Source organism: Alkalilacustris brevis (genome assembly GCF_003350345.1).
GTDB lineage: Bacteria > Pseudomonadota > Alphaproteobacteria > Rhodobacterales > Rhodobacteraceae > Alkalilacustris > Alkalilacustris brevis.
Map to the genome: position 1 here is coordinate 150,457 of NZ_QNVJ01000020.1, position 25,226 is coordinate 175,682.

General features: G+C 64.2%; 39 protein-coding genes. 6 read left to right on the forward strand and 33 right to left on the reverse strand.

Translation table 11 applies throughout. The features are described from left to right. Positions 1 to 102 precede the first annotated feature (102 nt). From DQ229_RS03315 to DQ229_RS03335, 5 genes are all read left to right on the forward strand, one after another. Positions 103 to 1,443: an HlyD family type I secretion periplasmic adaptor subunit gene (locus DQ229_RS03315; protein WP_114964892.1), complete on the forward strand. Its 1,341-nt coding sequence runs from the start codon at positions 103 to 105 to the stop codon at positions 1,441 to 1,443. 95 nt (positions 1,444 to 1,538) lie between these two features. Then, positions 1,539 to 2,003 carry a RidA family protein gene (locus DQ229_RS03320; protein WP_114964842.1) on the forward strand — a complete coding sequence of 155 codons (465 nt, stop codon included), beginning with the start codon at positions 1,539 to 1,541 and terminating at the stop codon, positions 2,001 to 2,003. Then, positions 2,003 to 2,809 carry a glycerophosphodiester phosphodiesterase family protein gene (locus tag DQ229_RS03325; RefSeq protein ID WP_114964893.1) on the forward strand — a complete coding sequence of 269 codons (807 nt, stop codon included), beginning with the start codon at positions 2,003 to 2,005 and terminating at the stop codon, positions 2,807 to 2,809. Before DQ229_RS03320 ends, DQ229_RS03325 begins: the two co-directional genes overlap by 1 nt. Before the next feature lie 56 nt (positions 2,810 to 2,865). Continuing rightward, positions 2,866 to 4,068 carry a GNAT family N-acetyltransferase gene (locus DQ229_RS03330; protein WP_114964843.1) on the forward strand — a complete coding sequence of 401 codons (1,203 nt, stop codon included), beginning with the start codon at positions 2,866 to 2,868 and terminating at the stop codon, positions 4,066 to 4,068. 14 nt (positions 4,069 to 4,082) lie between these two features. Next, positions 4,083 to 4,394, forward strand: coding sequence for a 4a-hydroxytetrahydrobiopterin dehydratase (locus DQ229_RS03335; RefSeq protein ID WP_114964844.1), 312 nt, complete (start codon positions 4,083 to 4,085; stop codon positions 4,392 to 4,394). A gap of 4 nt (positions 4,395 to 4,398) precedes the next feature. On the opposite strand, the gene DQ229_RS03340 is transcribed toward DQ229_RS03335, so the two are convergent. The 4 genes from DQ229_RS03340 to DQ229_RS03355 all read right to left on the reverse strand — a co-directional run bounded on the left by DQ229_RS03340 (position 4,399) and on the right by DQ229_RS03355 (position 8,363). Beyond that, on the reverse strand, positions 4,399 to 4,992 hold the full coding sequence (locus DQ229_RS03340; protein ID WP_114964845.1) for a GNAT family N-acetyltransferase: 594 nt from the start codon (positions 4,990 to 4,992) through the stop codon (positions 4,399 to 4,401). Continuing rightward, positions 4,989 to 5,462: an arsenate-mycothiol transferase ArsC gene (locus DQ229_RS03345; protein ID WP_114964846.1), complete on the reverse strand. Its 474-nt coding sequence runs from the start codon at positions 5,460 to 5,462 to the stop codon at positions 4,989 to 4,991. The genes DQ229_RS03340 and DQ229_RS03345 overlap by 4 nt, the downstream gene beginning before the upstream one ends. Before the next feature lie 4 nt (positions 5,463 to 5,466). Continuing rightward, complete coding sequence (locus tag DQ229_RS03350; RefSeq protein ID WP_114964847.1) at positions 5,467 to 5,946, reverse strand: UPF0262 family protein; 480 nt, start codon at positions 5,944 to 5,946, stop codon at positions 5,467 to 5,469. Between the two features lie 152 nt (positions 5,947 to 6,098). Then, the gene (locus DQ229_RS03355; protein WP_114964894.1) at positions 6,099 to 8,363 is read right to left on the reverse strand and encodes an adenosylcobalamin-dependent ribonucleoside-diphosphate reductase; all 2,265 of its coding nucleotides are present in this window, start codon (positions 8,361 to 8,363) and stop codon (positions 6,099 to 6,101) included. A gap of 139 nt (positions 8,364 to 8,502) precedes the next feature. Here DQ229_RS03355 and DQ229_RS03360 point away from each other — a divergent pair, with 139 nt between their 5' ends. Then, the gene (locus tag DQ229_RS03360; RefSeq protein ID WP_114964848.1) at positions 8,503 to 8,934 is read left to right on the forward strand and encodes a DUF1489 family protein; all 432 of its coding nucleotides are present in this window, start codon (positions 8,503 to 8,505) and stop codon (positions 8,932 to 8,934) included. Between the two features lie 141 nt (positions 8,935 to 9,075). Here DQ229_RS03360 and DQ229_RS03365 read toward each other — a convergent pair whose 3' ends face one another. The 29 genes from DQ229_RS03365 to DQ229_RS03505 all read right to left on the reverse strand — a co-directional run. Then, on the reverse strand, positions 9,076 to 10,458 hold the full coding sequence (locus tag DQ229_RS03365; RefSeq protein ID WP_114964849.1) for a trypsin-like peptidase domain-containing protein: 1,383 nt from the start codon (positions 10,456 to 10,458) through the stop codon (positions 9,076 to 9,078). 154 nt (positions 10,459 to 10,612) lie between these two features. Continuing rightward, the gene (gene rplQ / locus DQ229_RS03370; RefSeq protein ID WP_114964850.1) at positions 10,613 to 11,041 is read right to left on the reverse strand and encodes a 50S ribosomal protein L17; all 429 of its coding nucleotides are present in this window, start codon (positions 11,039 to 11,041) and stop codon (positions 10,613 to 10,615) included. 121 nt (positions 11,042 to 11,162) lie between these two features. Next, entirely contained in the window at positions 11,163 to 12,179 is a 1,017-nt protein-coding gene (locus tag DQ229_RS03375; protein ID WP_114964895.1) for a DNA-directed RNA polymerase subunit alpha, read from the reverse strand. 131 nt (positions 12,180 to 12,310) lie between these two features. Beyond that, complete coding sequence (gene rpsK, locus DQ229_RS03380; RefSeq protein WP_114964851.1) at positions 12,311 to 12,700, reverse strand: 30S ribosomal protein S11; 390 nt, start codon at positions 12,698 to 12,700, stop codon at positions 12,311 to 12,313. A gap of 15 nt (positions 12,701 to 12,715) precedes the next feature. Then, positions 12,716 to 13,084 (reverse strand): 30S ribosomal protein S13, encoded by a 369-nt coding sequence (gene rpsM / locus DQ229_RS03385; RefSeq protein ID WP_114964852.1) that lies wholly within the window; start codon positions 13,082 to 13,084, stop codon positions 12,716 to 12,718. Between the two features lie 173 nt (positions 13,085 to 13,257). Continuing rightward, positions 13,258 to 13,917, reverse strand: a complete 660-nt coding sequence (locus tag DQ229_RS03390) for an adenylate kinase (protein WP_114964853.1) — start codon at positions 13,915 to 13,917, stop codon at positions 13,258 to 13,260. After that, positions 13,914 to 15,272: a preprotein translocase subunit SecY gene (gene secY / locus DQ229_RS03395; RefSeq protein WP_114964854.1), complete on the reverse strand. Its 1,359-nt coding sequence runs from the start codon at positions 15,270 to 15,272 to the stop codon at positions 13,914 to 13,916. The genes DQ229_RS03390 and secY overlap by 4 nt, the downstream gene beginning before the upstream one ends. A 103-nt stretch (positions 15,273 to 15,375) precedes the next feature. Continuing rightward, positions 15,376 to 15,861: a 50S ribosomal protein L15 gene (gene rplO, locus DQ229_RS03400; protein ID WP_114964855.1), complete on the reverse strand. Its 486-nt coding sequence runs from the start codon at positions 15,859 to 15,861 to the stop codon at positions 15,376 to 15,378. Positions 15,862 to 15,989: 128 nt separating this feature from the next. Then, the gene (gene rpmD / locus DQ229_RS03405; RefSeq protein ID WP_114964856.1) at positions 15,990 to 16,178 is read right to left on the reverse strand and encodes a 50S ribosomal protein L30; all 189 of its coding nucleotides are present in this window, start codon (positions 16,176 to 16,178) and stop codon (positions 15,990 to 15,992) included. A gap of 12 nt (positions 16,179 to 16,190) precedes the next feature. Further along, positions 16,191 to 16,745 carry a 30S ribosomal protein S5 gene (gene rpsE, locus DQ229_RS03410; protein ID WP_114964857.1) on the reverse strand — a complete coding sequence of 185 codons (555 nt, stop codon included), beginning with the start codon at positions 16,743 to 16,745 and terminating at the stop codon, positions 16,191 to 16,193. A 10-nt stretch (positions 16,746 to 16,755) separates the two neighbouring features. Further along, the gene (rplR, locus tag DQ229_RS03415) at positions 16,756 to 17,115 is read right to left on the reverse strand and encodes a 50S ribosomal protein L18 (RefSeq protein ID WP_114964858.1); all 360 of its coding nucleotides are present in this window, start codon (positions 17,113 to 17,115) and stop codon (positions 16,756 to 16,758) included. An 11-nt stretch (positions 17,116 to 17,126) separates the two neighbouring features. Then, positions 17,127 to 17,660, reverse strand: a complete 534-nt coding sequence (gene rplF, locus DQ229_RS03420; RefSeq protein WP_114964859.1) for a 50S ribosomal protein L6 — start codon at positions 17,658 to 17,660, stop codon at positions 17,127 to 17,129. An 11-nt stretch (positions 17,661 to 17,671) separates the two neighbouring features. Next, complete coding sequence (rpsH, locus tag DQ229_RS03425) at positions 17,672 to 18,064, reverse strand: 30S ribosomal protein S8 (protein WP_114964860.1); 393 nt, start codon at positions 18,062 to 18,064, stop codon at positions 17,672 to 17,674. A gap of 14 nt (positions 18,065 to 18,078) precedes the next feature. Then, positions 18,079 to 18,384, reverse strand: a complete 306-nt coding sequence (gene rpsN, locus DQ229_RS03430; RefSeq protein WP_114964861.1) for a 30S ribosomal protein S14 — start codon at positions 18,382 to 18,384, stop codon at positions 18,079 to 18,081. A gap of 19 nt (positions 18,385 to 18,403) precedes the next feature. After that, entirely contained in the window at positions 18,404 to 18,964 is a 561-nt protein-coding gene (gene rplE / locus DQ229_RS03435) for a 50S ribosomal protein L5 (protein ID WP_114964862.1), read from the reverse strand. Continuing rightward, positions 18,964 to 19,269, reverse strand: coding sequence for a 50S ribosomal protein L24 (gene rplX / locus DQ229_RS03440; RefSeq protein ID WP_114964863.1), 306 nt, complete (start codon positions 19,267 to 19,269; stop codon positions 18,964 to 18,966). Before rplX ends, rplE begins: the two co-directional genes overlap by 1 nt. After that, positions 19,269 to 19,637, reverse strand: a complete 369-nt coding sequence (gene rplN, locus DQ229_RS03445; RefSeq protein WP_114964864.1) for a 50S ribosomal protein L14 — start codon at positions 19,635 to 19,637, stop codon at positions 19,269 to 19,271. Before rplN ends, rplX begins: the two co-directional genes overlap by 1 nt. Before the next feature lie 63 nt (positions 19,638 to 19,700). Then, the gene (gene rpsQ / locus DQ229_RS03450; protein ID WP_114964865.1) at positions 19,701 to 19,931 is read right to left on the reverse strand and encodes a 30S ribosomal protein S17; all 231 of its coding nucleotides are present in this window, start codon (positions 19,929 to 19,931) and stop codon (positions 19,701 to 19,703) included. 11 nt (positions 19,932 to 19,942) lie between these two features. After that, positions 19,943 to 20,146, reverse strand: a complete 204-nt coding sequence (rpmC, locus tag DQ229_RS03455; protein WP_114964896.1) for a 50S ribosomal protein L29 — start codon at positions 20,144 to 20,146, stop codon at positions 19,943 to 19,945. A 105-nt stretch (positions 20,147 to 20,251) separates the two neighbouring features. Beyond that, positions 20,252 to 20,665, reverse strand: coding sequence for a 50S ribosomal protein L16 (rplP, locus tag DQ229_RS03460; protein WP_114964866.1), 414 nt, complete (start codon positions 20,663 to 20,665; stop codon positions 20,252 to 20,254). A gap of 21 nt (positions 20,666 to 20,686) precedes the next feature. Beyond that, positions 20,687 to 21,388: a 30S ribosomal protein S3 gene (rpsC, locus tag DQ229_RS03465; RefSeq protein ID WP_114964867.1), complete on the reverse strand. Its 702-nt coding sequence runs from the start codon at positions 21,386 to 21,388 to the stop codon at positions 20,687 to 20,689. Continuing rightward, positions 21,388 to 21,768 (reverse strand): 50S ribosomal protein L22, encoded by a 381-nt coding sequence (rplV, locus tag DQ229_RS03470; protein WP_114964868.1) that lies wholly within the window; start codon positions 21,766 to 21,768, stop codon positions 21,388 to 21,390. Before rplV ends, rpsC begins: the two co-directional genes overlap by 1 nt. Positions 21,769 to 21,773: 5 nt before the next feature. Then, positions 21,774 to 22,052, reverse strand: coding sequence for a 30S ribosomal protein S19 (rpsS, locus tag DQ229_RS03475; RefSeq protein ID WP_114964869.1), 279 nt, complete (start codon positions 22,050 to 22,052; stop codon positions 21,774 to 21,776). A 3-nt stretch (positions 22,053 to 22,055) separates the two neighbouring features. Further along, the gene (gene rplB, locus DQ229_RS03480) at positions 22,056 to 22,895 is read right to left on the reverse strand and encodes a 50S ribosomal protein L2 (protein WP_114964870.1); all 840 of its coding nucleotides are present in this window, start codon (positions 22,893 to 22,895) and stop codon (positions 22,056 to 22,058) included. 114 nt (positions 22,896 to 23,009) lie between these two features. Beyond that, complete coding sequence (locus tag DQ229_RS03485) at positions 23,010 to 23,306, reverse strand: 50S ribosomal protein L23 (RefSeq protein WP_114964871.1); 297 nt, start codon at positions 23,304 to 23,306, stop codon at positions 23,010 to 23,012. Further along, on the reverse strand, positions 23,303 to 23,923 hold the full coding sequence (gene rplD / locus DQ229_RS03490; protein ID WP_114964872.1) for a 50S ribosomal protein L4: 621 nt from the start codon (positions 23,921 to 23,923) through the stop codon (positions 23,303 to 23,305). Before rplD ends, DQ229_RS03485 begins: the two co-directional genes overlap by 4 nt. After that, positions 23,913 to 24,749 carry a 50S ribosomal protein L3 gene (rplC, locus tag DQ229_RS03495; RefSeq protein ID WP_114964873.1) on the reverse strand — a complete coding sequence of 279 codons (837 nt, stop codon included), beginning with the start codon at positions 24,747 to 24,749 and terminating at the stop codon, positions 23,913 to 23,915. Before rplC ends, rplD begins: the two co-directional genes overlap by 11 nt. Before the next feature lie 13 nt (positions 24,750 to 24,762). After that, positions 24,763 to 25,071, reverse strand: a complete 309-nt coding sequence (gene rpsJ / locus DQ229_RS03500; protein WP_114964874.1) for a 30S ribosomal protein S10 — start codon at positions 25,069 to 25,071, stop codon at positions 24,763 to 24,765. Positions 25,072 to 25,126: 55 nt separating this feature from the next. Then, the coding region (locus DQ229_RS03505) for an EF-Tu C-terminal domain-related protein (RefSeq protein ID WP_155326419.1) at positions 25,127 to 25,226 on the reverse strand (100 nt) is incomplete at its 5' end.

The window sequence follows — 25,226 nt, forward strand, 5'->3', positions numbered from 1 at the left end:
ATCCTGAAGCACATGGCGTTTCACCATCCGGGACGCGGCGGCCACGCCCGGCGCGCCGAAAAGGGCGGGCAGCAGCCTGCACGGCCCACCGCCCCGCCATCCATGCCACCAGCCGCACCGGCATCGCGCCCCGAACCAGGGCAGGACACGCCAAGACCCGCTTGGCCGGTGCGCAAGCCTCTGATCCTGGGCCTGGTAACCTTGCTGCTGCTGATCGGCGGCTTTGGAAGCTGGGCGGTGCTGACCGACATCTCCGGCGCCGTCATCGCGCCGGGGCAGCTTGAGGTCGAACAGAACCGCCAGGTCGTGCAGCACCCCGATGGCGGCGTGGTCGAACAGATTCTCGTCAGCGAAGGGCAAAGCGTGGCAGCCGGCGCGCCGCTGCTGCAACTTGACGGGTCGTTGCTACGATCGGAGCTTGCCATCGTCGAAAGCCAGTTTTTCGAGACCCTGGCGCGCCGCGGCCGGCTCGAGGCTGAACGCGACGGCGCAGAACACCCCACGTTTCCGGCCGAGCTCGTGGCAGCCGCCGACAACCTGGAGATCGCCGCGCTGATCGCGGGGCAGGAACGCCTCTTTGCCGCCCGCGGCGAAAGCCTCGAACAGCTGGTCGCACAGCTTGACCGGCGGCAGGAGCAGATTGAAAACCAGATACTCGGCATCGACGCGCAGACACTCGCGCTCGAGCAGCAGATGGCGCTGGTCGAAGAGGAGCTGAGCGCCCAGCGCACCCTGCTTGCCCAGGGGCTGGCCCAGGCAGCGCGGGTTCTGGCGCTGCAGCGCGAAGAAGCGCGGTTGCGCGGCGCACTGGGCGAGTTGACCGCCGATCGGGCACGCGCCGGCGGCGCAATCACCGAAATCACTGTCGAGCGGCTGCGCCTCGTCAGCACCCGCCGCGAAGAGGCTGAAACCGAATTGCGCGATCTTGGCGTGCGCGCGCTCGAACTGGCCGAACGCCGCCGTGCCCTGGCCGAGCGGATCGACAGGCTCGAGCTGCGCGCGCCGGTTTCGGGCATCGTCTATGGCCTACAGGTCACGACCCCGCGCGCCGTGCTGCGCGCCGCCGACCCGGTGCTTTACCTCGTGCCGCAGGATCGGCCGCTTGTCATCGCCGCCCGCGTCGATCCCACCGATATCGACCAGGTCGAGATCGGGCAGGAGGCACGGCTGATGTTCCCGGCCTTCAGCATGCGCACCACGCCCGAACTGCTGGGCCGCGTGACCGGGCTGTCAGCCGATGCCTTCACCGACGGCGCCAGCGGGCTGAGCTATTACCGTGCCGAAATCATGCTGGAGCCGGACGAAACCGACAAGCTGGAGGGCCGCGCCCTCATTCCCGGAATGCCCGTCGATGTGTTCTTGCAAACCGAGGCGCGCAGCCCGCTCGCCTATCTGGTGAAACCGCTGAGCGACTATTTCACCCGCGCTTTCCGCGAACGCTGACGCCATGGCCTGATGGCCGGCATGGGTCTCGACGCTGGTTCGGTGCAATCCGGCATGCTAGAGCCAAGGTCAAACGGTGATATGCGGAGGATCCGATGAACGACACAATCGATGCGCGGCTTGCCGAACGCGGCCTGTCGCTGCCCGATGCGCCCGCTCCGGCGGCCAACTACGTGCCATATGTTCACGCCGGAAACCTGTTGTTCGTCTCGGGGCAGATCAGCCAGGGGCCGAACGGGCTCATAACCGGGCGGCTGGGCGCAGATCTCGACACTGCCGCAGGGGCCGAGGCCGCAAGGCGTTGCGCGCTCAGCCTTCTGGCGCAGGTGCGCGCGGCCTGTGGCGGCGATCTGGGGCGGCTGAAGCGCGTGGTCAAGCTGACCGGCTTTGTAAATTCCACCCCTGACTTCACTGAACAGCCCAAGGTGATAAACGGTGCGTCCGACCTGCTGGTCGAGCTGCTTGGCGATGCCGGGCGGCATTCGCGTTCAGCGGTGAGCGCGGCCTCGCTGCCGCTGGGTGTGGCGGTCGAGATCGAAGGTATTTTCGAACTGGCATGATGACCGGCCCGGCCCTGCCCGCCGAATTTCTGCGAAAGCCGCTGGCGCATCGTGGCCTGCACGACGCCAAGGCAGCGGGGCGGCCGGAAAATTCGCGCGCGGCTGTCAGGGCTGCGGTGGCGCAGGGCTATGGCGTCGAGATCGACGTGCAGCTTTCGCGCGATGGCGTCGCGATGGTGTTCCACGACGACAGGCTTGCGCGCATGACCGGGCATCGCGGCAAGCTGTGCGAACATGACGCCGCCACGCTGGCGGGTCTGGCCCTGAAAGACGGCGATGGCGAGGGCATCCCGCGCTTGGGCGACCTTATGGCCGAGATCGCGGGGCGGGCGCCGGTTCTGATCGAACTCAAGGATCAGTCGGGCGGGCGCCACCTCAGCGATGGCCGGCTGGAAGCCGCCGTGGCCGACGCGGTGCATGGCTGCGGCGGGCCGGTGGCCGCGATGTCCTTTGTGCCCGCCGCCGTCATGGCGTTGGCCCACGCGGCCCCGGACCTGCCGCGCGGGCTGACAACCGGACGCTGGACCTTGCGCGACGCTCCCCGCCTGGGCGCGGTCGCACGTGCGCATCTGCGAGCCATCCGCGATTTCGACAGCACCGGGGCAAGCTTTGTCTCGCATGACTGGCGCGACCTGGCCCGCGCAGAACTGGCCACACTGAAGGCGCAGGGCGTGCCGATCCTGTGCTGGACGCTGCGCAGCCCCCGCGAAGAGGCCATCGCCCGCAAAACCGCCGATGGCATCACCTTCGAAGGCTATCTGCCCACCCTGCCCCCAAAGGCACCCGTAGGGCACGGCCCTGCTTGACGCGCCGGGCGGCGGCACCATTTGTCGCAAAGACAACATCGCGCCGAGGACCCCGAATGCCCGACACCGACGCCAGTATCGAAGTCACGGTCGTGCCCGGCATCGGTGCCATTCCTGCGGCGGAATGGGATGCCTGCGCCTGCCCAGAAACTGCTGACGGCGGCCTTCCGCACGATCCCTTCACGGCACACCGCTTCCTGCTGGCGCTGGAAGAGTCAGGGTCCGTCGGCCCAGGCACCGGCTGGTCTCCGCGCCATCTGGTGGCGCGGCAGGGGGGCGAGGCCATTGCCGTGGCGCCGGTTTACCTCAAGGGGCACAGCCAGGGCGAATACATCTTCGACCATAATTTCGCCCATGTCTGGCAGCGTGCCGGTGGGCAATACTATCCCAAGCTGCAATGTGCGGTGCCATTCACCCCTGCCACGGGGCGGCGGCTGCTGTGCCGCCCGGGATGCGAGGGAACCGGCCGCGCGGCATTGGTGCAGGGTATGGTGCAGCTTGCAGCGGAAAACCGGCTCTCGTCGGCCCATATCACCTTTTGCACTGCTGACGAAGCGGCCGCCGGAGCCGAGATAGGCCTCCTGCACCGAATCACCGAGCAGTTTCATTGGGAGAATCAGGACTATGCCGATTTTGAAGAGTTCCTGGCCGATCTGAGTTCGCGCAAGCGAAAGGCCATCCGCAAGGAGCGGCGGCAGGCTCAGGAATTCGGCGGCCATATCCGCATCCTGATCGGCGACGATCTGCACCCCGAGCACTGGCGCGCCTTCTGGGCCTTCTATCAGGACACCGGCGCGCGCAAATGGGGCACGCCTTATCTGACGCGGCGTTTCTTCGACCTGGTGCAGGAGCGACTGCGCGATCTGGTCGCGCTCGTGCTGGCCGAACGGGGCGGCAGGCCGGTGGCCGGCGCGCTCAACTTCATCGGGCGCGACACGCTTTACGGCCGCTACTGGGGCTGTATCGAGGATCACCCCTGCCTGCATTTCGAACTGTGTTACTATCAGGCGATCGACTTTGCGCTGGAACGCGGGCTGGCGCGGGTCGAGGCCGGAGCGCAAGGGGCGCACAAGCTAGCACGCGGCTATCTGCCCGCGCAGGTGCATTCGCTGCACTGGTTCATCGATGAAGGCTTCCGCGATGCCGTGGCCAACTATCTGGAAGCCGAGCGCCAGGCCGTGGAACAAGAGATGGAGACCCTGGCCGAACACGGCCCCTTTCGGCGCGGCAGTCCCCGCCCGCTACTGAAACTCGAATAAACGGAGGCAGACCCATGACCGAACGCCTGACCGCCACCGACCGTAACGCCGCGCTCAAGCCGCTGTTGGAAAGCGGCTGGGAAATGGCCGAGAATCGCGACGCCATCACCCGCAGCTTTGTCTTTGACGATTTCGTCAGCGCGTTCGGCTTCATGGCGCGCGTGGCCTTGATCGCCGAAAAGCTAGATCATCACCCGGAATGGACGAACGTCTATCGCAAGGTCGATGTGACGCTGACCACCCATGACGCGGGCGGGCTGTCGGCGCTGGATGTGCGGCTGGCCCAGGCGATGGATGCGCTGGCCGGCGAGGCGGCGGCGGGCTGAGCACTCAGTCCGGCAGCGTCCTGACCCAGAATTGCAGCCGCTTTGCGGTCTCATCAGACTGGTCGATATCCTTCCAGCCGAAGCGCGCCACCGCCCCCGCAAGCGGCGTATAACCACGCTTGCGCCAGAACGGATCCAGCGGGGCGTAATCCGCGGGCCGCAGCGGATGATCAGCAGGGCGCTGCACCGCGCAAAAGGCGACATGCCGCCGACCGAGGCCGCGGGCGTGCCCCTCGCGCAGGTCGAAGAAGCGATGCCCGGCGCCTTGCCCCCGATAGGCGGGCAGCAGGACGGATTCGGCACAGTAGAATATATCCCCGAGCGCCAGCCCCGTGCCACTAAAGGCGGCGGCGAAATCATCGGCGTGGTCTTCCATCGGGGTGCCGGTGGCCGCGCCCACCAGCCGCGCGCCGTCGAACGCCCCTACAAGAATCGCGGCGGGGCTGGTGCGATAGACCTCAAGGTAGCGCCGCTCGTAGTCCGCATCGCCGTCATAAAGGTAAGGCCAGTCGCGAAACACCGCGATGCGCAGCCGCGCCACATCATCAAGCGCAGCATCCAGGGCCGCCCCCCGCAGCGTCTCGATCCGCAGGCTCATGTCTCTTGCTGGTCTGCCATGACGGGCGGTCCGAAACGCGCGATCATGCGCTGGCGGATCTGGTCGCGGGTCTGGCGATAGGCGGCAAGCTTCGCTTCGCGGTCTTCGCCCAGGCCGGTCGGATCCATGATCGGCCAGTACTCCACATCGATATGCGCATAGCGCGTCAGTTCCAGCGCGCGGCGCTGGCTGGCGGGCGAAAGCGCCACGATCAGGTCGAAACCCGAAAGGTCATCGCCCCATTCCTCCATCTCGTCGAAGCTGCGCGAGCGGTGGCGGATCAGTTCGACACCCAATTCCTTGCTGACAGCGATGGCAAAGCCGTCGATCTCGAAATCGCTGCGCACCCCGACCGACTGCACATAGGCACGCTGGCCGTAGAATTTCTTCATCAGCCCCTCCGCGATGGGTGAGCGCACGGAATTATGGTCGCAGCAGAACAGCAACGAAGATGGAAAACGCCCCGGCACCCGATCACCCCCCGAAATGCAGCACACAGATAAGGGTGAACAACCGCCGCGCCGTGTCGATATCAAGCTCGGCCTTGCCTTTCAGTCGCTCCTGCAGGATCCGCGCGCCCTCATTGTGGATACCGCGACGGGCCATGTCGATGGCCTCGATCTGGGCGGGGGGCAGCTTCTTGACGGCGTCGAAATAGCTGCCGCAGATCTGGTAGTAATCCTTCACGACCTGGCGGAAGGGGCCAAGCGACAGATGAACGGCCGCGACCAGCGTCTCGCCCGCATCGGCAACCTCGATCACCAGCCGCCGCTCCCGGATCGCCAGCCGCAGCCGGAACGGCCCCCGCGGCGCGGCGCGCCCCTCGCGCGCGGGCAGGGTGAAGCTGTTGTCTTCCAGCAGATCGAATATGGCAACCCGCCGCTCCTGCTCGATCTCGGGCGTCGGTGTGGGCAGGCCGGTATCGTCAATGGTGATGTGGCTGATGCGGTTCATGGGTGTCCAGTATTATGATCCGGCTGAAGACCCAAACGAAAACCTTCAATCAATCGCCTCAAACGCGGCTTTGGTTTCAGCATGATCGCAAGGTGCGTAACGGGCATCGGCTCGAGAGGGGATGATCGGAACATGGGTATCGCCGCGCCCGCTCAGGCGCATTTGGAATGCCCGCAGGCGCGGCAGGTCATGCAGCCTTCGATCATCACCATTTCAAAGGCACCGCAGGCCGGGCAGGCTGCCCCGCGCGGCGGCTCCCCCACCGCCATGGCCTGCGCGCGGGGGTCGGATTTCAGGCCCATCCCCTCGCCATCGATGAAGCCGATGGCGATCAGATGATGTTCGATCACCCCGCCGATCGCCGCGAGGATCGAGGGCACATAACGCCCCTCCATCCAGGCCCCGCCGCGCGGGTCGAACACGGCCTTCAGCTCCTCGACCACGAAACTCACGTCGCCCCCACGCCGGAACACCGCCGAGATCATCCGGGTCAGCGCCACCGTCCAGGCGTAATGCTCCATGTTCTTGGAGTTGATGAACACCTCGAAGGGGCGGCGATGCCCGGCGATGATGATATCGTTGATGGTGATGTAGATCGCGTGCTCGCTGACCGGCCATTTCAGTTTGTAGGTCGCGCCCTCCAGCGCCTGCGGGCGATCCAGCGGCTCGGAGATATACACCACATCGGCGCCGCTGTCGGCCTCGGGCGTGGCCTCGCGCGTCTCCGAGACCGACAGAACCGAGCCCGTCACCGCATTGGGCCGGTAGGTCGTGCAGCCCTTGCAGCCCTGCTCGAAGGCAGCCAGATAGACATCCTTGAAGGCCTCGAACCCGATATCCTCGGGGCAGTTGATGGTTTTCGAGATCGAGCTGTCCACCCATTTCTGCGCCGCCGCCTGCATGCGCACATGCTCAAGCGGCGGTAAGGTCTGGGCGTTGACGAAATGATCGGGCAAGGGCGCGTCGCCGAATTTCTCGCGCCACATCTGCACCGCGTAATCCACGACTTCTTCCTCGCTGCGCGACCCGTCCTTTTGCAGCACCTTGCGCTTGTAGCTGTAGGCAAAGACCGGCTCGATGCCTGAACTCACATTGCCCGCATAGAGGCTGATCGTGCCGGTGGGCGCGACCGAGGTGAGCAGCGCATTGCGGATGCCATGGGCCTGCACCGCGTCGCGCACATCTTCATCCATCATCCGCATGGTGCCCGAGGCAAGGAACGCGTCCGTGTCGAACAGCGGGAAAGGCCCCTTCTCACGCGCGAGGTCGGCACTGGCCAGATAAGCGCTCCGCGCGATCGCGTGCATCCAGGCTTCGACCTGGGCGGCGGCCTCGGGCGTGCCATAGCGCAGCCCCAGCATCAGCAGCGCATCGGCCAGCCCGGTCACGCCCAGCCCGATCCGGCGCTTCGCCTGCGCCTCCTGTGCCTGTTGCTCCAGCGGAAAGCGGCTGACATCGACCACATTGTCCATCATCCGCACCGCGACGCGCACAAGATCGTCCAGCGCCGCGGGGTCAAGCCGGGCGCCCGTCTCGAAGGGGTCGCTCACCAGCCGCGCCAGGTTGACCGACCCCAGCAGACAGGCGCCATAGGGCGGCAGCGGTTGCTCGCCGCAAGGGTTGGTCGCCGCGATGGTCTCGCAATAGGCGAGGTTGTTCATCGCGTTGATCCGGTCGATGAAGATCACGCCCGGCTCGGCATAGTCATAGGTCGCGCGCATGATCCGGTTCCACAGATCTAGCGCCTCCACCGTGCGATAAACCTTGCCGCCGAACACCAGATCCCAGGAGGCTCCCGCCTTGACCGCCTCCATGAAATCATCGGTGACAAGCACACTCAGGTTGAACATGCGCAACCGCGCCGGGTCGCGCTTGGCCTCGATGAAATCCTCGATATCGGGATGATCGCAGCGCATGGTGGCCATCATCGCGCCGCGGCGCGAGCCCGCCGACATGATCGTGCGGCACATCGCATCCCACACATCCATGAAGCTCAGCGGCCCCGAGGCATCGGCCGCCACGCCCTTCACCTCCGCCCCGCGCGGGCGGATGGTGGAAAAATCATAGCCGATGCCGCCACCCTGCTGCATGGTCAGCGCGGCCTCTTTCAGCATCTCGAAAATGCCGCCCATGTTGTCGGGAATCGTGCCCATGACGAAACAGTTGAACAGCGTCACGCTGCGCTCGGTTCCGGCCCCCGCCAGAATGCGCCCGGCGGGCAGAAAGCGAAAATCGGCCAGCGCGCCGTAAAACCGCTCTTCCCAATGGGTGGGGTCGCTCTCGGGCGCCGCAAGCGCGCGGGCGACCCGGCGCCAGCTATCTTCCACCGTCTTGTCGGTGACGGTTCCGTCAGCCGCCTTGAGACGGTATTTCATGTCCCAGATCTGTTCTGCGATGGGGGCTGCGAAACGGGTCAATGCCATGAGTCCTTGAATGTGCAAAGGAGGGAGGCCAAACATAAGCCGCACGCGCGGCGGGATCAACGCCACCTTGAAAGCCCGGCCACAGGGCTATATCGCCCAGGCATGACAGGGGCGCAACACGAAGATCGGCAGCATGTCCGAACATGTCCATCTGCTTAAACTCTGCGTCGGGGCCGAACGGGTCGAGGATCTCGAAACCTGGCAGGCCACCGCACGCGCCCGCGGCGCCGATGGGCTGCCCGTGCATGTCACCCGCATGTGGCCCCGCCGCGAGGCGGAGCTGCTCGATGGCGGCTCGCTCTACTGGGTGTTCAAGGGCGTGATCCTGGCCCGTCAGCGCATGCTGCGGCTCGAGGAACGCCGCGGCAAGGATGGCATCCTGCGCTGCGCCATCGTGCTCGACCCGGCAATCATCCGCACCGAAGCCGCCCCCCGCCGCCCGTTTCAGGGCTGGCGCTACCTCGCCCCCGCCGACGCCCCGCGCGACCTCCTCACCGCGCGCCGCGATGACGATGCCCTGCCCCCTGACCTGGCCGCGGCTCTGGCCAAGCTGGGCGTGCGCTGACCGCTCCGACGCGCTCCGCCTTGCTCCTTCACTGTGGAAAAAATATCCTCGCCGAAGGCATCCGGCATCAGCCGACAGCGGCCCCGCCGATATCCATGAGCCACCATCGCAACCGCGCGCCGAAACGGCCGCGCCATGCCCTCAATAGCGGAACTGAACGCTGCGCCGGCGACCGTCGCGCAGATACTCGACCTGCCAGAAACGTTCCCGCCCCGCCAGCGCGCGCGCCACATCCTCGGTGCGCTCGATCGTCACGCCGTTGATCGCCAGCAGGATATCACCTCGCCGCAGCCCCACGCGGGCCGCAAGTTCGCTCGCGGCCACCACGACAACACCTTCCGCGGCAAGCGGCAACCCCATCTCGGCGATTAGGGCAGGGCTGACATTCTCCACCACCAGCCCGCGCAAGGCCTGGCCGGCCGGCACGGCAAATGTCCCGCGCGGCGGGGTTTCAGGTGCGACCATCAGCGCAACCCGGGTGCTTTGCATCCGCCCCTCGCGCAGGTAGTCGACTTCCACTTCCCGGCCCAGGCGGGCGACCGACAGACGGTAGAGCAATTCCGGGGGCGTGTTCACCTCGTCGCCGTCGACTTCGGTGACGATGTCACCCGGCCGCAGCCCGGCGGCGCGAAAGGGGCTTTGGCGGTGCAGTTCCGCAACCACGACACCAAGCGGGCGCTCCATGCCGAAACTCTCGGCCAGCGCGGCATCCACCGCCTGCCCTGTCATCCCCGCCCAGGGGCGCAAGAAACTGTCCTGCCCCGCCTCGGCTTGCTCGACGACGCGCGCTACAAGGTCGGACGGCACGGCGAACCCCACCCCCTGCGAGCCGCCCGAGCGAGTCAGGATCGCAGTGTTGACCCCGACCAGCCGGCCCTGCATGTCCACCAGCGCGCCACCGGAATTGCCCGGATTGATCGCCGCGTCGGTCTGGATGAAATAGCCGCGCCCGCTGCCCAGTGACAGGCCCGAGCGCGCCAGCCCGGAAACGATGCCGCCCGACACTGTCTGCCCCACGCCGAACGGATTGCCAATGGCCAGCACCAGATCGCCCACTTCCAGCGGCGGGCCGTCGCGCAATGGCAGGGCGGGCAGTTCATCGGCCCCTTCCAGGCGCAGCACCGCAAGATCGCTGGCCTCATCGGCCAGGATCACCTCGGCGCCGAACTCGCGCCGGTCGTTGAGCACTACCCGGATATCCGAGGCATCGCCCACCACATGGTAATTGGAGACAACCAGCCCGTCAGGCCTCAGGATCACGCCCGAGCCAAGCGCATTCTGCACCCGCGGCACAAGCTGCCCGTGATCGCGAAACAGCGGGCCGAAGAACGGATCGCCCGCAAAAGGGCTGCGCCGCTCCGCCACGATCCGGCGGGCATAGATATTGACAACCGCAGGCGCTGCCGCGCGCACCACCGGCGCATAGCTCAGCGTCACTTCGGATTGCGACCGCGGCACGCGGGTTTCTGGCATGGCTGGCCAGGCCAGCACCATGGCGATCAAGGCTGCAATCATCAGGCGCATCCCCGCCCCTCCCGTTATCCGTTGCAGCGCAGGATATGCAAAGCGCGCGCCTTGCTTTCAAGCCTGTTGGCCTGCCCCCGGATACGCGAAAGCCCGCCGCGATGCGGCGGGCTCTTCAAATCCTGGCGTGGCGAGTATCGCCGCGCAACATCTATCAGGCTTCGGTACTTTCGGCGGCTCCTTCGGCCTCTTCGCGGGCCAGATCGGCGGCACCCTTGGCCGACGGATCCCGCTCAACCAGCTCGATGATCGCCATCGGCGCCATGTCGCCATAACGGAAGCCAGCCTTCAGAACGCGGGTATAACCGCCCTGGCGTTCGCCATACCGGGGGCCGAGCACATCGAACAGCTTGGCCACATGGGCATCCTGCTTGAGCCGCGAAGCGGCCAGACGGCGGGCGTGCAGATCACCGCGCTTGGCCAGGGTGATCAGTTTTTCCACGATCGCGCGCAGTTCCTTGGCCTTGGGCAGGGTCGTCTTGATCTGCTCATGCTCGATCAGCGAGCCGGCCATGTTGGCGAACATCGCCTTGCGGTGTTCGTGGGTGCGGTTCAGGCGGCGGTAGCCCTTTGCGTGACGCATGTCAGTCTCCTATCGTCGTGTTTTGCTTTGTCCGGCGGCGCCTGCGTGAACGCCGCTCTCCTTGGGGCGGGTTTGCCCGGATCGTGATGGGGCGGGCGGCCGAAAGACCGCCCGGCCCCGCTTAAAACTGGTCTTCGAAACGCTTGGCCAGGTCTTCGATATTCTCCGGCGGCCAGTCCTCGACATCCATGCCCAGATGCAGCCCCATGCCCGAGAGCACTTCCTTGATCTCGTTGAGCGACTTGCGGCCGAAATTCGGGGTGCGCAGCATCTCTGCCTCGGTCTTCTGGATCAGGTCGCCGATATAGACGATGTTGTCGTTCTTCAGGCAGTTGGCCGAACGCACGCTGAGTTCCAGCTCGTCCACCTTCTTGAGCAGGAGCGGGTTGAATTCCAGCCCGTCGTCATCGTCCTGGCGGCCGGCAGCTTCCGGCTCGTCGAAGTTGACGAAGATCTGAAGCTGGTCTTGCAGGATCCGCGCGGCAAAGGCCACGGCATCCTCGGGGCTGACCGAGCCGTCAGTCTCGACGTTCAGCGTCAGCTTGTCATAGTCCAGCACCTGCCCTTCGCGCGTGGGCTGCACGTCGTACGAGACTTTCCTGACCGGCGAATAGATCGCATCGATCGGGATCAGCCCGATGGGCGCATCCTCAGGGCGGTTCTTGTCGGCCGAGACATACCCGGTGCCGGTGTTGACGGTCAGTTCGATATAGAGTTCGGCCCCCTCGTCGAGGTGGCAGATCACGTGATCCTTGTTAAGGATCTCGATGCCCGCGCTTTCCGAAATGTCGCCCGCCGTCACCACGCCCGGCCCCTTGGCCGAGATGGATAGCCGCTTGGGCCCTTCGACCTCCATGCGGATGGCCACGCCCTTGAGGTTGAGCACGATGTCGGTCACATCTTCGCGCACCCCGGCGACCGAGGAAAACTCGTGCACAACATTGTCGATCTGGAGGCTGGTGATCGCTGCCCCCTGGAGCGATGCCATGAGCACGCGGCGCAGCGCGTTGCCCAGGGTCAGGCCGAAACCCCGCTCAAGCGGCTCGGCAATGATCGTCGCCTTGCGCGACGGATCTGCACCGGGCTTGATGTCAAGCTGGGTGGGCTTGATCAATTCCTGCCAATTCTTGTGGATCATGTGAACTGCCTCCATTCCTGCCGGCCATCCATGTCCAAGATGGCAGACGCCCGAGGTCCATCAAATAGTGGAACGGCCACGGCCGCGCCTTGTTCTCAAGGCACGGGCCGCGCCCGCTCCGGTCATCTGTCTTACACCCGGCGACGCTTCGGCGGGCGGCAGCCATTGTGCGCAATCGGCGTAACATCGCGGATCGACGTGATGTTGAAACCGACCGCGGCCAGCGCGCGCAGCGCCGATTCCCGGCCAGAGCCAGGGCCCTGAACTTCGACTTCCAGGGTCCGCACACCATGCTCCTGGGCTTTCTTGCCCGCATCCTCGGCGGCAAGCTGGGCGGCATAGGGCGTCGATTTGCGCGACCCCTTGAACCCCATGGTCCCGGCCGAAGACCAGGCAATGGCGTTACCCTGCACATCCGAGATCAGGATCTTGGTGTTGTTGAAGGACGAATTCACATGCGCCACACCGGCTGCGATATTCTTGCGCTCTTTGCGCTTGAGGCGGGTCTTGTCACGAGCCATCTTTCCTGCCTTCCCTTACTTCTTCTTGCCGGCAATGGCCTTTGCGGGGCCTTTGCGCGTACGAGCATTGGTGTGAGTGCGCTGACCGCGCACAGGCAGGTTGCGACGATGGCGCAGGCCGCGATACGAACCCAAGTCCATCATCCGCTTGATGTTCATCTGGACGTCGCGCCGCAGGTCGCCCTCGACGGTGTAGTTGGCATCGATATGTTCGCGAATGGAGAGCACTTCGGCATCCGAAAGCTCGTTCACGCGGCGCGCCGTGTCGACGTTGACGGCCTCGCAGATTGCGGCGGCCGCAGCCGGACCGATGCCATGAATATAGGTCAGCGCGACGGGAACGCGCTTACCCGTGGGGATGTTTACGCCAGCAATACGTGCCACGCGGGAGTCCTCATGTTGCGGTTCCGTACTTCCGGAACCTTTTTTCACAACTCAGGCCCGAACGCGGGGTCCGGGCCAACTGATCCGCCGGCGCACCGGCGATTCGCAAATTCCGCCTCTGTCAAGACGATTCTATCGCGAGTTCGCGTCACTATGGGCTTTTGCCCGACGCGTCAAGAGCCACCCGGCCCTTCCGACAGGACGCTTGCGATTTCCGCCTCGACGGTATCCGGCGCGGCCAGTCCGTCGATCTCGGCCAGAAGGCCCTTGGCGTGGTAATACCCCAGCAGCGGTGAGGTCTTCTTGTAATATTCCATCAAGCGCTGGCGCAGGCTTTCCTCGTTATCGTCGGCGCGGCGTTTCATGTCGGTTCCGCCACAGACATCGCAGACACCGGGCTTTGCCGTCGGGCGGGTCTTGTCGTGATAGACCTCGCCGCAATCGCCGCAGGTAAAGCGGCCCGTGATCCGTTCTACCAGCGCGTCATCATCGACCTTCATCTCGATGGCGGCTCCAAGCCGCTTGCCCTTGCTGGCAAGCAATGCCTCAAGCGCATCCGCCTGGGCAAGCGTGCGGGGAAACCCGTCGAAAATGAACCCACCGGGCGCGCCGCTTTCCAGCTTTTCCTCGATCAGGCCAATGACGATCTCGTCCGTCACCAGCTCGCCACGATCCATCACCTCGGCCACTCGGCGGCCCATCGGCGAGCCGGAGGCACGTGCGTTGCGCAGCATGTCGCCGGTGGAAAGCTGAACCATGGCGCGTTTCTCGACAAGGCGCCGCGCCTGCGTGCCCTTGCCGGCCCCCGGAGGGCCAAGAAGAATGATATTCATTTGCGGGACGGCCCCTTCTTGGCGCCGCGGCGCTTGCCGCGAAGCTGAGATTTTTCAAGCAGGCCTTCGTACTGATGGGCCAGCAGATGCGACTGAACCTGATTGATCGTGTCCATCGTCACGGCAACCACAATCAGAACCGAAGTGCCCCCGAAGAAAAAGGGAATCCCCAGCTCGGCGCGGATGATCTCGGGCAACAACACCACGGCGGCAAGATAGAGCGCGCCGACAGTGAGGATCCGGTTCACCACATAATCGAGATATTCCTCGGTACGCTTGCCAGGCCTTATGCCAGGGATGAACCCGTTCTGGTTCTTGAGGTTCTCGGCCACGTCTTCCGTCTTGAACGACACATTGGCGGTGTAGAAAAAGGTGAAGAAGATCACCATCCCGCCGAGGAATGCCAGATAAAGCGGCTGACCTGGCCCGAAATAAGCCAGGATCGTCGACATCACCGGCCCGGTTTGAGCGCCCGAGAAGGTCGAAACCGTCACCGGCAAGAGCAGCAGAGAAGAGGCGAAGATCGCCGGGATCACGCCCGCCGGGTTGATCTTGACCGGCAGGTGCGAACTGCCGCCATCGTAGACTTTCATACCCACCTGGCGGCGCGGATACTGGATGTGAATCTTGCGCAGGGCGCGCTCCATGAACACCACGAAGGTGAGCACCGCGACCACCATGAGGATCACGCCAAGGATCACCACCGGCGAGATGGCGCCAGTGCGCCCCTGGGTAAAGAATTGCGCAAGCGCGGCGGGAACCTCGGCGATGATGCCGACGAAGATGATTAGCGAAATGCCGTTACCGACGCCGCGCTGGGTGATCTGTTCACCCAGCCACATCAGGAACATCGTGCCACCCACCAGGGTGATCACCGTGGAGGCGCGGAAGAACAGGCCCGGCTCGGTCACCAGATCACCGGCCTCAAGGCTGACGGCGAGGCCGTAAGCCTGGAAGGTCGCCAGGAACACCGTGCCATAGCGCGTGTACTGATTGATCTTCTTGCGGCCCTGCTCGCCCTCTTTTTTCAGCTGTTGCAGGCTGGGCACCATCGCCGTGAGAAGCTGCACGATAATGGCGGCCGAAATATAGGGCATGATGCCAAGCGCGAAGATGCCCATCCGGCTGATCGCACCGCCGGTGAACATGTTGAGCATCCCGCCGATGCCCGCGGCGGCCTCATCCATGAACTCGCGCAGCGCGATCCCGTCAATGCCCGGCACCGGGATATAGGTGCCGACGCGGTAGACAATGAGCATACCCAGAACAAACAGGATCCGCCTGCGCAGATCGGTCGCTTTGACGAGGGCACCCCAACTTGTGTTGGCTGCCATTTGCTCCGCTGCTGATGCCATGCGCTGTCTCTCTTGTCACAGCGCCGCCGAACCGGTTCCCGGTCGGCGGCGCAGGAAAACCATGAGCGCAGATGTAAGCGGCTTGAACGCCGCCGACAACCGCTTATTCGGCGGATGCGCTCTCGGATGCCGCCGGATTGACCGCCAGCTTGCCGCCAGCGGCCTCGACCGCCGAAACAGCCGAACGAGACGCGCCGGAAACCGAGATTTCCACCTTGGCCTTGAACTCACCCTTGGCCAACACGCGCACACCGTCACGCTTGCGGCGCAGCAGGCCGGATTCGACCAGCACGTCCTCGGTGATCGGCGCCTTGGTGTCGATCTTTCCGGCGTCGATGAACTTCTGGATCAGGCCCAGGTTGACCACGGCCCAGGCCTTGCGGTTGGGCTTGGTGAAGCCCCGCTTCGGCAGGCGCTGGTAAAGCGGCATCTGGCCGCCCTCATAGGCGTTGATCGCAACACCCGAGCGCGATTTCTGGCCCTTGATGCCGCGGCCTGCGGTCTTACCCTTGCCCGAACCGGGGCCACGGCCGACACGCATACGCTTCTTGGTGGCGCCGGCGTTATCGCGCAGATCGTTGAGTCTCATGTCGCTTGCTCCTTCTCCGGATGGACCCCGGAAAGCGACGTCCGGGGTCAACGCGGTTTCAAATGTCCATGGCGCGCAAATCGCGCGCCATGTGTTTGCTGGTCGGTCTGATACGGCGTGCGGCGCCGTCAGCCGCGCTCTTCGACGATCTGCACCAGATGCCGGATCTTGGCGACCATGCCGCGGACCGCGGGCGTGTCTTCCAGCTCGCGGGTGCGGTGCATCTTGTTCAGGCCCAGCCCGATCAGGGTGCGGCGCTGCACGTCAGGCCGCCGGATCGGCGAACCGATCTGTTTGACGACGATGGTTTTTGCCATGTCTTCAGCTCCTTACGCTTCAGCCGCTTCGGTTTCCGGCTTGCGCAGGATCTCGGCCACCTTCTTGCCGCGACGCTGCGCGACCATCCGGGGGCTGTATTCCTTTTTCAGGCCGTCCATCGTGGCGCGGATCATGTTATAGGGGTTCTGGCTGCCGAGCGACTTGGCAACCACGTCCTGCAGGCCCAGCATCTCGAACACAGCGCGCATCGGACCACCGGCAATGATCCCGGTCCCCGGCACCGCCGAGCGCATCACCACCTTGCCGGCACCGTGACGGCCCTCGATGTCGTGATGCAGCGTGCGACCATCGCGCAGCGGCACACGGATCATCTGGCGCTTGGCCTGCTCGGTCGCCTTGCGGATGGCCTCGGGCACTTCCTTGGCCTTGCCCTTGCCGAAACCAACGCGCCCGCGCTGATCGCCAACCACCACGAGCGCGGCAAAGCCGAAGCGTTTGCCGCCCTTCACGGTTTTCGACACGCGGTTGATCGCCACGAGACGATCGGCGAACTCCGGGGTTTCCTCGCGATCGCGACGGTCCCTGCGGTTGTCTTCTCTTGCCATTATCGTCTCCTCAGAACTTCAGGCCGTTTTCACGGGCGGCATCGGCAAGCGCCTTGACCTTTCCGTGAAACAGGAAGCCGCCACGATCGAAATAGCATTCCTCGACCCCGGCCGCCTTGGCACGCTCGGCGATGGCCGAGCCGACCTTGGCCGCGGCTTCGGCGTTGTTCTTGCCGACGACCCCAAGGCCCGCTTCGAGGCTGGAGGCGGCGGCAAGGGTCACACCCTGCACATCGTCTATCAGCTGCACGCTGATGTTGCGGTTCGAGCGGTGCACCGAAAGACGCGGGCGCCCGTTCGCCGTTTTCTTCAACTTGTTCCGAACGCGCAGGCGGCGTTTCTGGAACAGATTTCGCTTCGTGTTCGCCATCTTTCGCGCCCTTACTTCTTCTTGCCTTCCTTGCGGAAGATATACTCATCCTTGTAGCGGATGCCCTTGCCCTTGTAGGGTTCGGGCGCGCGCCACTCGCGGATATTCGCCGCAACCTGGCCGACAAGCTGCTGGTCTGACCCTTCGATGAGCACTTCGGTCTGCTTCGGGGTCGTGACGGTCACGCCCTGCGGCACCTCGAAGCTGACCTCGTGGCTGTAGCCCAGCGACAGTTTGAGCGTGTTGCCCTGCATCGCGGCGCGATAGCCGACACCGTTGAGTTCCAGCTCACGCTTGAAGCCGTCGGTCACACCCTGCACCAGGTTGGCAACCATCGTCCGGCTCATGCCCCACTGTTCGCGCGCGCGCTTGTCATTGCCGCGCGGCTTGACGGTGATGACATTGCCATCCAGCGTGATCTGCACATCGTCGGTCGCCGTGAAGCTTCGGGTGCCTTTCGGCCCCTTCACCTCGACGGTCTGGCCGGACACCGTGGCGCTGACCCCTGAGGGCAGCTCAACCGGCTTTTTCCCAATACGAGACATTCCAGCCCTCCTCAGAATACCTGGCAGAGCACTTCGCCGCCAACATTGGCGGCTCGCGCTGCTGCGTCCGACATCACGCCCTTGGGCGTCGAGACGACCGAAACACCAAGACCGTTGCGCACTTCGGGGATTTCCTTGACCCCGGCATAGACGCGGCGGCCCGGCTTGGAAATCCGCTTGAGTTCGCGGATCACCGGCACGCCATCATGGTATTTCAGGCTGATCTCCAGCTCGGGGTGACCGCGCTCGTCCGTGGCATGCTCATAGCCACGAATGTAGCCTTCCTCGAGCAGCACATCGAGCACCCAGGCCCGAAGTTTCGAAGCCGGCGTACGGACAGTGGATTTGCCACGCATCTGCGCATTACGAATGCGCGTCAGCATATCGGCGAGAGGATCGTTCATGTGACCTGTCCTCCTTACCAGCTCGACTTGACCATGCCGGGAACCTGGCCATAGGAGGCCATATCCCGCAGCGCGATCCGCGAAATCTTGAGTTTGCGATAATACGCCTTCGGACGCCCCGAAACCTGACAGCGGTTGTGCAGGCGAGTGCGTGAAGAATTGCGCGGCAGTTGCGCAAGCTTCAGATGCGCCTTGAAGCGCTCTTCCATCGGGCGATTCTCGTCGGCGGCGATTGCCTTGAGCTCGGCACGTTTGGCGGCGTATTTCGCCACCATGCGCTGACGCTTCTTCTCGCGCTCGACCATTGCTTTCTTAGCCATGTTCAGTCTCCCTCCCGCGTCAGCCGTTGATGGGCATGTTGAAATGCTTCAACAGCGCCTTCGCTTCCGCGTCGGTGTTCGCGGTGGTGCAAATGATCACGTCCATCCCCCAGATCTCGTCGACCTGGTCATAGTTGATCTCGGGGAAAACGATGTGTTCCTTGATGCCGAGTGCGTAATTCCCGCGCCCGTCGAACGACGTGGCCTTCAGGCCGCGGAAGTCGCGCACACGCGGCAGCGCCACGGTGACCAGGCGATCAAGGAATTCGTACATCCGATCACCGCGCAGGGTGACTTTCACGCCAACGGGCATACCCTCGCGCAGGCGGAAGCCGGCGATCGAGTTGCGCGCCTTGGTGATGATCGGCTTCTGCCCGGCGATGGCAGCCAGATCGGCCTCGGCCGACTTGATCTTCTTCGAGTCCTTGACGGCCTCGCCGATGCCCATGTTCAGAACGATCTTCTCAAGCTTGGGCAGCTCCATGACGTTCTTGTAGCCGAATTCCTCGCGCATCGCGTCGCGGATGGTGTCGCGATACAGCGCGCGCAGGCGCGGGGTGTATGTTGCAGTATCAAGCATCAGATCACCTCCCCGGTCGATTTGGCGAAGCGAACCTTCTTGCCGTCTTCCTCACGGAAGCCAACGCGAGTGGCCTTGCCGTCCTTGTCCATCAGCGCAAGATTCGACAGGTCAATCGGCATGGCCTGCGGGATGCGCCCGCCCTGGCTGGTCTGGCTTTGCTTCGTGTGCCGGATCGAAACATTGATCCCGTCCACGACGGCTTTGTTTTCCTTGGGCATCACCTGAGTGATCGCGCCTTGCTTGCCCTTGTCCTTGCCGGCAAGCACGATCACCTTGTCGCCCTTTTTCAGCTTCGCAGCCATCAGAGCACCTCCGGCGCCAGCGAAATGATCTTCATGAAGTTCTTCGCACGCAGCTCACGCACAACCGGCCCGAAGATACGGGTGCCCAGAGGCTCGCCGGCGTTGTTGAGAATGACGGCTGCGTTGCGGTCGAAACGGATTGCGGTGCCGTCTTCGCGGCGCACTTCCTTGGCGGTACGCACGACGACGGCCTTGCGCACGTCGCCTTTCTTCACGCGACCGCGCGGGATGGCTTCCTTGACCGACACCACGATGATGTCACCCACCGAAGCGTAGCGTCGCTTGGACCCACCCAGGACCTTGATGCACTGAACCCGGCGAGCACCGGAGTTGTCAGCGACATCCAGATTGGTCTGCATCTGGATCATTTGGTTTCTCCCGACCTTTGGGAACGCGTCCCAGGGTTTCGATCAAACCGGAATGTGGTTGCCTTAGTTGGCGACCACCTCCCAGCGTTTGTGCTTTGAGACCGGCGCGCATTCCTGAATGCGGACAGTATCGCCGATCTTGAACTGGTTCTGTGCGTCATGAGCACGATATTTCTTCGTGCTGCGCACCGTCTTCTTCATCGCGGGGTGCGTGAAGCGGCGCTCGACCAGGACAGTGACGGTCTGGTCGTTCTTGTCGCTCGTCACCTTGCCTTGCAGTATGCGCTTGGGCATGTGCGTGCTCCTCAGTTCGCCGCCGCTTCAGCGGCTTTTTGGTTCAGGATCGTCTTGACGCGCGCAACATCGCGGCGCACCGTGCGCATCCGCGCGGTGTTTTCAAGCTGGTTCGTCGCCTTCTGGAAGCGCAGGTTGAACGCTTCCTTTTTCAGAGACAGCAGCTGATCACGCAGCTCGTCAGGCGTCTTGTTTCTCAGTTCATCGGCGTTCATCGCCATTTCCTCTCATCAGAAGTCGCCGGACCTGCACGCAGCCTGCCGACGCTTTTCCAACAAATACATCAGAGCCCCGGCACAGGCGGGGCCCTGACGAAATCCTTACCAGTCCTCGCGGACGATGACCCGTGTCTTGACGGGCAGCTTCATCGCGGCCAGACGGAGCGCTTCTCTTGCCACAGTTTCACCCACCCCGTCAATCTCGAACATGACGCGGCCGGGCTTGACCTTGGCGGCCCAGAAATCGACTGACCCCTTGCCCTTCCCCATCCGCACTTCGGTCGGCTTCGACGTGACCGGCGTGTCGGGGAAGATACGGATCCAGACACGGCCCTGACGCTTCATGTGGCGGGTCATGGCGCGGCGCGCGGCCTCAATCTGGCGGGCAGTGATGCGCTCGGGCTCCACCGCCTTGAGGCCGTATGTGCCAAAGTTCAGGTCGAACCCGCCCTTGGCTTCGCCCTTGATCCGGCCCTTGTGCAGCTTGCGGAACTTTGTCCGTTTCGGTTGCAGCATCTTTTCTCTCCTGCCGTCGGATCAGCGACGCGGGCGCTGGGCGCCGCCGCTGTCCTGGAGTTCCTGATGGCGGCGGTCACGAGCCTGCGGGTCATGCTCCATGATCTCGCCCTTGAAGATCCAGACCTTGATCCCGATGATCCCGTAAGGCGTCTTCGCCTCGGCCAGCGCGTAATCGATATCGGCGCGCAGGGTGTGCAGCGGCACGCGCCCTTCGCGATACCATTCGGTCCGCGCAATCTCGGCGCCGCCCAGACGGCCCGCCACGTTCACCCGGATGCCCAGGGCCCCCATGCGCATGGCGTTCTGCACGGAACGCTTCATCGCACGACGGAACGAAACCCGCCGCTCAAGCTGCTGCGCAATCGAGTCTGCCACAAGTGCGGCATCCAGCTCAGGCTTGCGCACCTCGACGATATTCAGGTGCAGCTCGCTGTCGGTGATGTTGGCAAGCTTCTTGCGCAGCGTCTCGATATCGGCGCCCTTCTTGCCGATGATCACGCCGGGGCGCGCGGTGTGGATCGTCACGCGGCACTTCTTGTGCGGGCGTTCGATGATCACGCGGCTGACGCCGGCCTGCTTGCATTCCTTCTGGATGAACTCACGAATCTTCAAGTCTTCCAGAAGAAGGTCGCCGAAATCCTTGGAGTCGGCGAACCAGCGGCTGTCCCAGGTGCGGTTGACCTGCAGGCGCATACCGATCGGATTGACCTTATGACCCATTACGCTTGCTCCTCGACTTGCCGCACCGTGATGGTGAGTTCCGAAAACGGCTTCATGATCTTGCCGAACCGGCCACGGGCACGCGGGCGCCCGCGCTTCATCACCATGTTCTTGCCCACCCAGGCTTCGGCGACGACCAGGTCATCAACATCGAGCCCGTGGTTGTTCTCGGCATTGGCAATTGCCGACTGAAGGCATTTCTTGACGTCGCCAGCAATGCGACGCTTTGAAAAGGTCAGGTCGCTGAGCGCCTTTTCGACCTTCTTGCCGCGGATCATGGCAGCGACGAGGTTGAGCTTCTGCGGCGAGGTGCGCAACATGCGCGTCTTCGCCATTGCCTCGTTCTCGGCCACGCGGCGCGGGTTCTTTTCCTTGCCCATGACGCTTACTTCCTCTTCGCTTTCTTGTCGGCGGCGTGGCCGTAATAGGTCCGCGTCGGCGAGTATTCACCGAACTTCTGGCCGATCATGTCCTCGGACACGTTGACCGGGATATGCTTCTTGCCGTTGTAGACGCCAAAGGTGAGGCCGACGAATTGCGGCAGGATGGTCGACCGGCGCGACCAGATCTTGATGACTTCGTTGCGCCCCGACTCGCGCGACTTCTCCGCCTTTTTCAAGACATAGGCGTCGACGAAAGGGCCTTTCCAAACTGAACGTGCCATGTCTTAGCGACCCTTCTTGCGTGCGTGGCGCGAGCGGACGATGTACTTGTCCGTCGCCTTGTTCGAGCGGGTCTTGCGGCCCTTGGTGTCCTTGCCCCAGGGCGTGACCGGCGTGCGGCCGCCCGAGGTCCGGCCCTCACCGCCACCATGGGGGTGATCGATCGGGTTCATGGCGACACCGCGCACGGCGGGACGCTTGCCCTGAAGGCGGGTGCGGCCGGCCTTGCCGAAATTCTGGTTCGAGTTGTCGGGGTTCGACACCGCGCCCACGGTCGCCATGCACTCCTGACGAACCATGCGCAACTCGCCCGAGGACAGGCGGATCTGGGCATAGCCGCCGTCGCGGCCGACGAACTGGGCATACGTGCCGGCGGCACGCGCGATCTGGCCGCCCTTGCCCGGCTTGAGTTCGATGTTGTGAACGATCGTGCCCAGCGGCATCCCCGAGAACGCCATGGCGTTGCCCGGCTTGACGTCGGTCTTGGCGCCCGAAATCACGTTATCGCCAACGGCCAGACGCTGCGGGGCCAGGATATAGGCCTGCTCACCGTCTTCGTAACGGATCAGCGCAATGAAGGCCGAACGGTTGGGATCGTATTCGATCCGCTCCACCGTGGCCGGGATGTCATGCTTGCGACGCTTGAAATCGACAATGCGATAAAGGCGCTTCGCGCCCCCGCCGATACGGCGTGCAGTGATCCGTCCGGTGTTGTTCCGGCCGCCCTTCTTGGTGAGACCCTCGGTCAGGGCCTTCACCGGACGACCTTTCCAAAGCTCCGAACGGTCGATCAGAACCAGCCCACGCTGGCCCGGCGTCGTCGGTTTGTACGACTTGAGTGCCATGCTTTCTGTCTTCCGTCAGCTTCAGACCATAAGGTCCGGTTGATATTGCGGCGGCGAAACCGCCAAAATGCCGGCGGCCCTGAATGACCAGGGCCGCCGAGTCGCGCTTGCTTATCAGAGGCCGGTGGTGACGTCGATAGCGTTGCCTTCCTCGAGCGTCACATAGGCCTTCTTGACATCCTTGCGGCGGCCGGGGCGGCCGCGGAACCGCTTGACCTTGCCCTTGGTGATGGTTGTGTTAACCGCCTTCACCTTGACCCCGAAGAGGCCCTCGACAGCCTCCTTGATCTGGGGCTTGTTGGCATCGATCGCAACCTCGAAGACAACGGCATTGCCTTCCGAGGCCATGGTCGCCTTCTCGGTGATGACCGGCTTGCGGATCACGTCGTAATGTTCGGGCTTCGCGCTCATTTCAGTCGAGCCTCCAGAGCTTCGACACCCGCGCGCGTGATCACCAGCGTGTCACGCTTGAGGATGTCATAGACATTCGCCCCGATCGACGGCAGCACATCGATACCTTCGATGTTGCGGGCGGCGCGGGCGAAGTTCTCGTTCACCTCGGCCCCGTCGATCACCAGCACCTTGCGCCAGCCGAGTTCCTTGGCGGCCTTGGCCAGCTGCGCGGTCTTCGCCTCGGCCATATCGGCCGTATCGAGCACCACCAGCTTGCCGCTGCCCGCCTTGGACGACAGCGCGTGGCGCAGGCCGAGGGCCCGCACCTTCTTGGGCAGGTCATGCGCGTGGCTGCGCGGGGTCGGCCCCTTGTAGACACCACCCTTGCGGAAGATCGGCGCGTTGCGGTCACCGTGGCGTGCGCCGCCGGTGCCCTTCTGGCGATAGATCTTCTTGGTCGAGTAGCTCGTTTCCGACCGGGTCTTCACCTTGTGCGTGCCCGCCTGGGCGCGCGCACGCTGCCAACGCACCACGCGGTGCAGGATGTCGGCGCGCGGCTCCAGCCCGAAGATGGCGTCGTCGAGCTCGATCTCGCCCGCCTTCCCGGCGTCAAGCTTGATCACTTCAGCTTTCATTCTCGCCTCCTTCAGGCGCGGATTTCGCCTCGTCGGCCTCGGCCGCCTCGATCGCGGCCTGCTCTTCGGCCAGGGCAGCCTGGCGCGCGGCCTCTTCCTCGGCGGCGGCCTCGGAGGCGGCCTCCTCGGCAGCCTTGCGCGCGGCTTCGGCGGCCGATTTCAGGGCAGCGGGCAGAATCGCATTCTCGGGGAACGGCTTCTTGACCGCGTCCTTGATGGTCACCCAGCCGCCCTTGGAGCCGGGAACAGCGCCCTTGACCATAATCAGGCCGCGCTCGCTGTCGGTCCTGACCACCTGCAGGTTCTGCGTGGTCACCCGCGCGGCCCCCATGTGACCGGCCATCTTCTTGCCCTTGAACACCTTGCCAGGGTCCTGGCACTGGCCGGTCGAGCCGTGGCTGCGGTGGCTGATCGACACACCGTGGCTGGCCCGCAGGCCGCCGAAGTTGTGCCGCTTCATCGCGCCAGCAAACCCCTTGCCGATCGAGGTGCCCGCCACATCGACGAACTGGCCCTCGAAATAGTGGTCGGCGGTGATTTCCTCACCCACGCCGATCAAGTTCTCGGGGCTGACACGGAATTCGGCGAGCTTGCGCTTGGGCGCGACATTCGCCTTGGCGAAATGCCCCCGCATACCGGCCGGCGTCCGCTTGGCCTTGGCAGAGCCCGAGCCGAGTTGAACGGCCGAATAGCCATCCCTGTCGGCGGTGCGCTGCGCGACAACCTCGCAGGTGTCTAGCTGAAGAACGGTGACAGGCACCTGCCGTCCGTCCTCCATGAACAGCCGGGTCATGCCCAGCTTCTTGGCGATAACTCCAGAGCGCATCTTGCGTGCTCCCTCAAACCTTGATCTCGACATCCACGCCGGCGGCGAGGTCGAGCTTCATCAGCGCGTCCACCGTTTGCGGGGTGGGATCGACGATATCGAGCAGCCGCTTGTGCGTGCGGATTTCCCACTGGTCGCGCGACTTCTTGTCGACATGCGGACCGCGCAGCACGGTGAACTTCTCGATCTTGTTCGGCAGCGGGATCGGCCCGCGAACCTGCGCTCCGGTCCGTTTGGCCGTGTTCACGATTTCCTGGGTGCTGGCATCCAGCACGCGGTAATCGAAGGCCTTCAGCCGGATGCGAATATTCTGGCTCTGCATTTTCTTGCCCTCGGGCTGACAGGTGGCGGGGGCCAGGCCCCCGCCATGGCCTTGGTTACGCGATGATCTTCGAGACGACGCCCGCGCCGACGGTGCGGCCGCCTTCGCGGATTGCGAAGCGGAGCTTTTCCTCCATGGCGATCGGGGCGATCAGC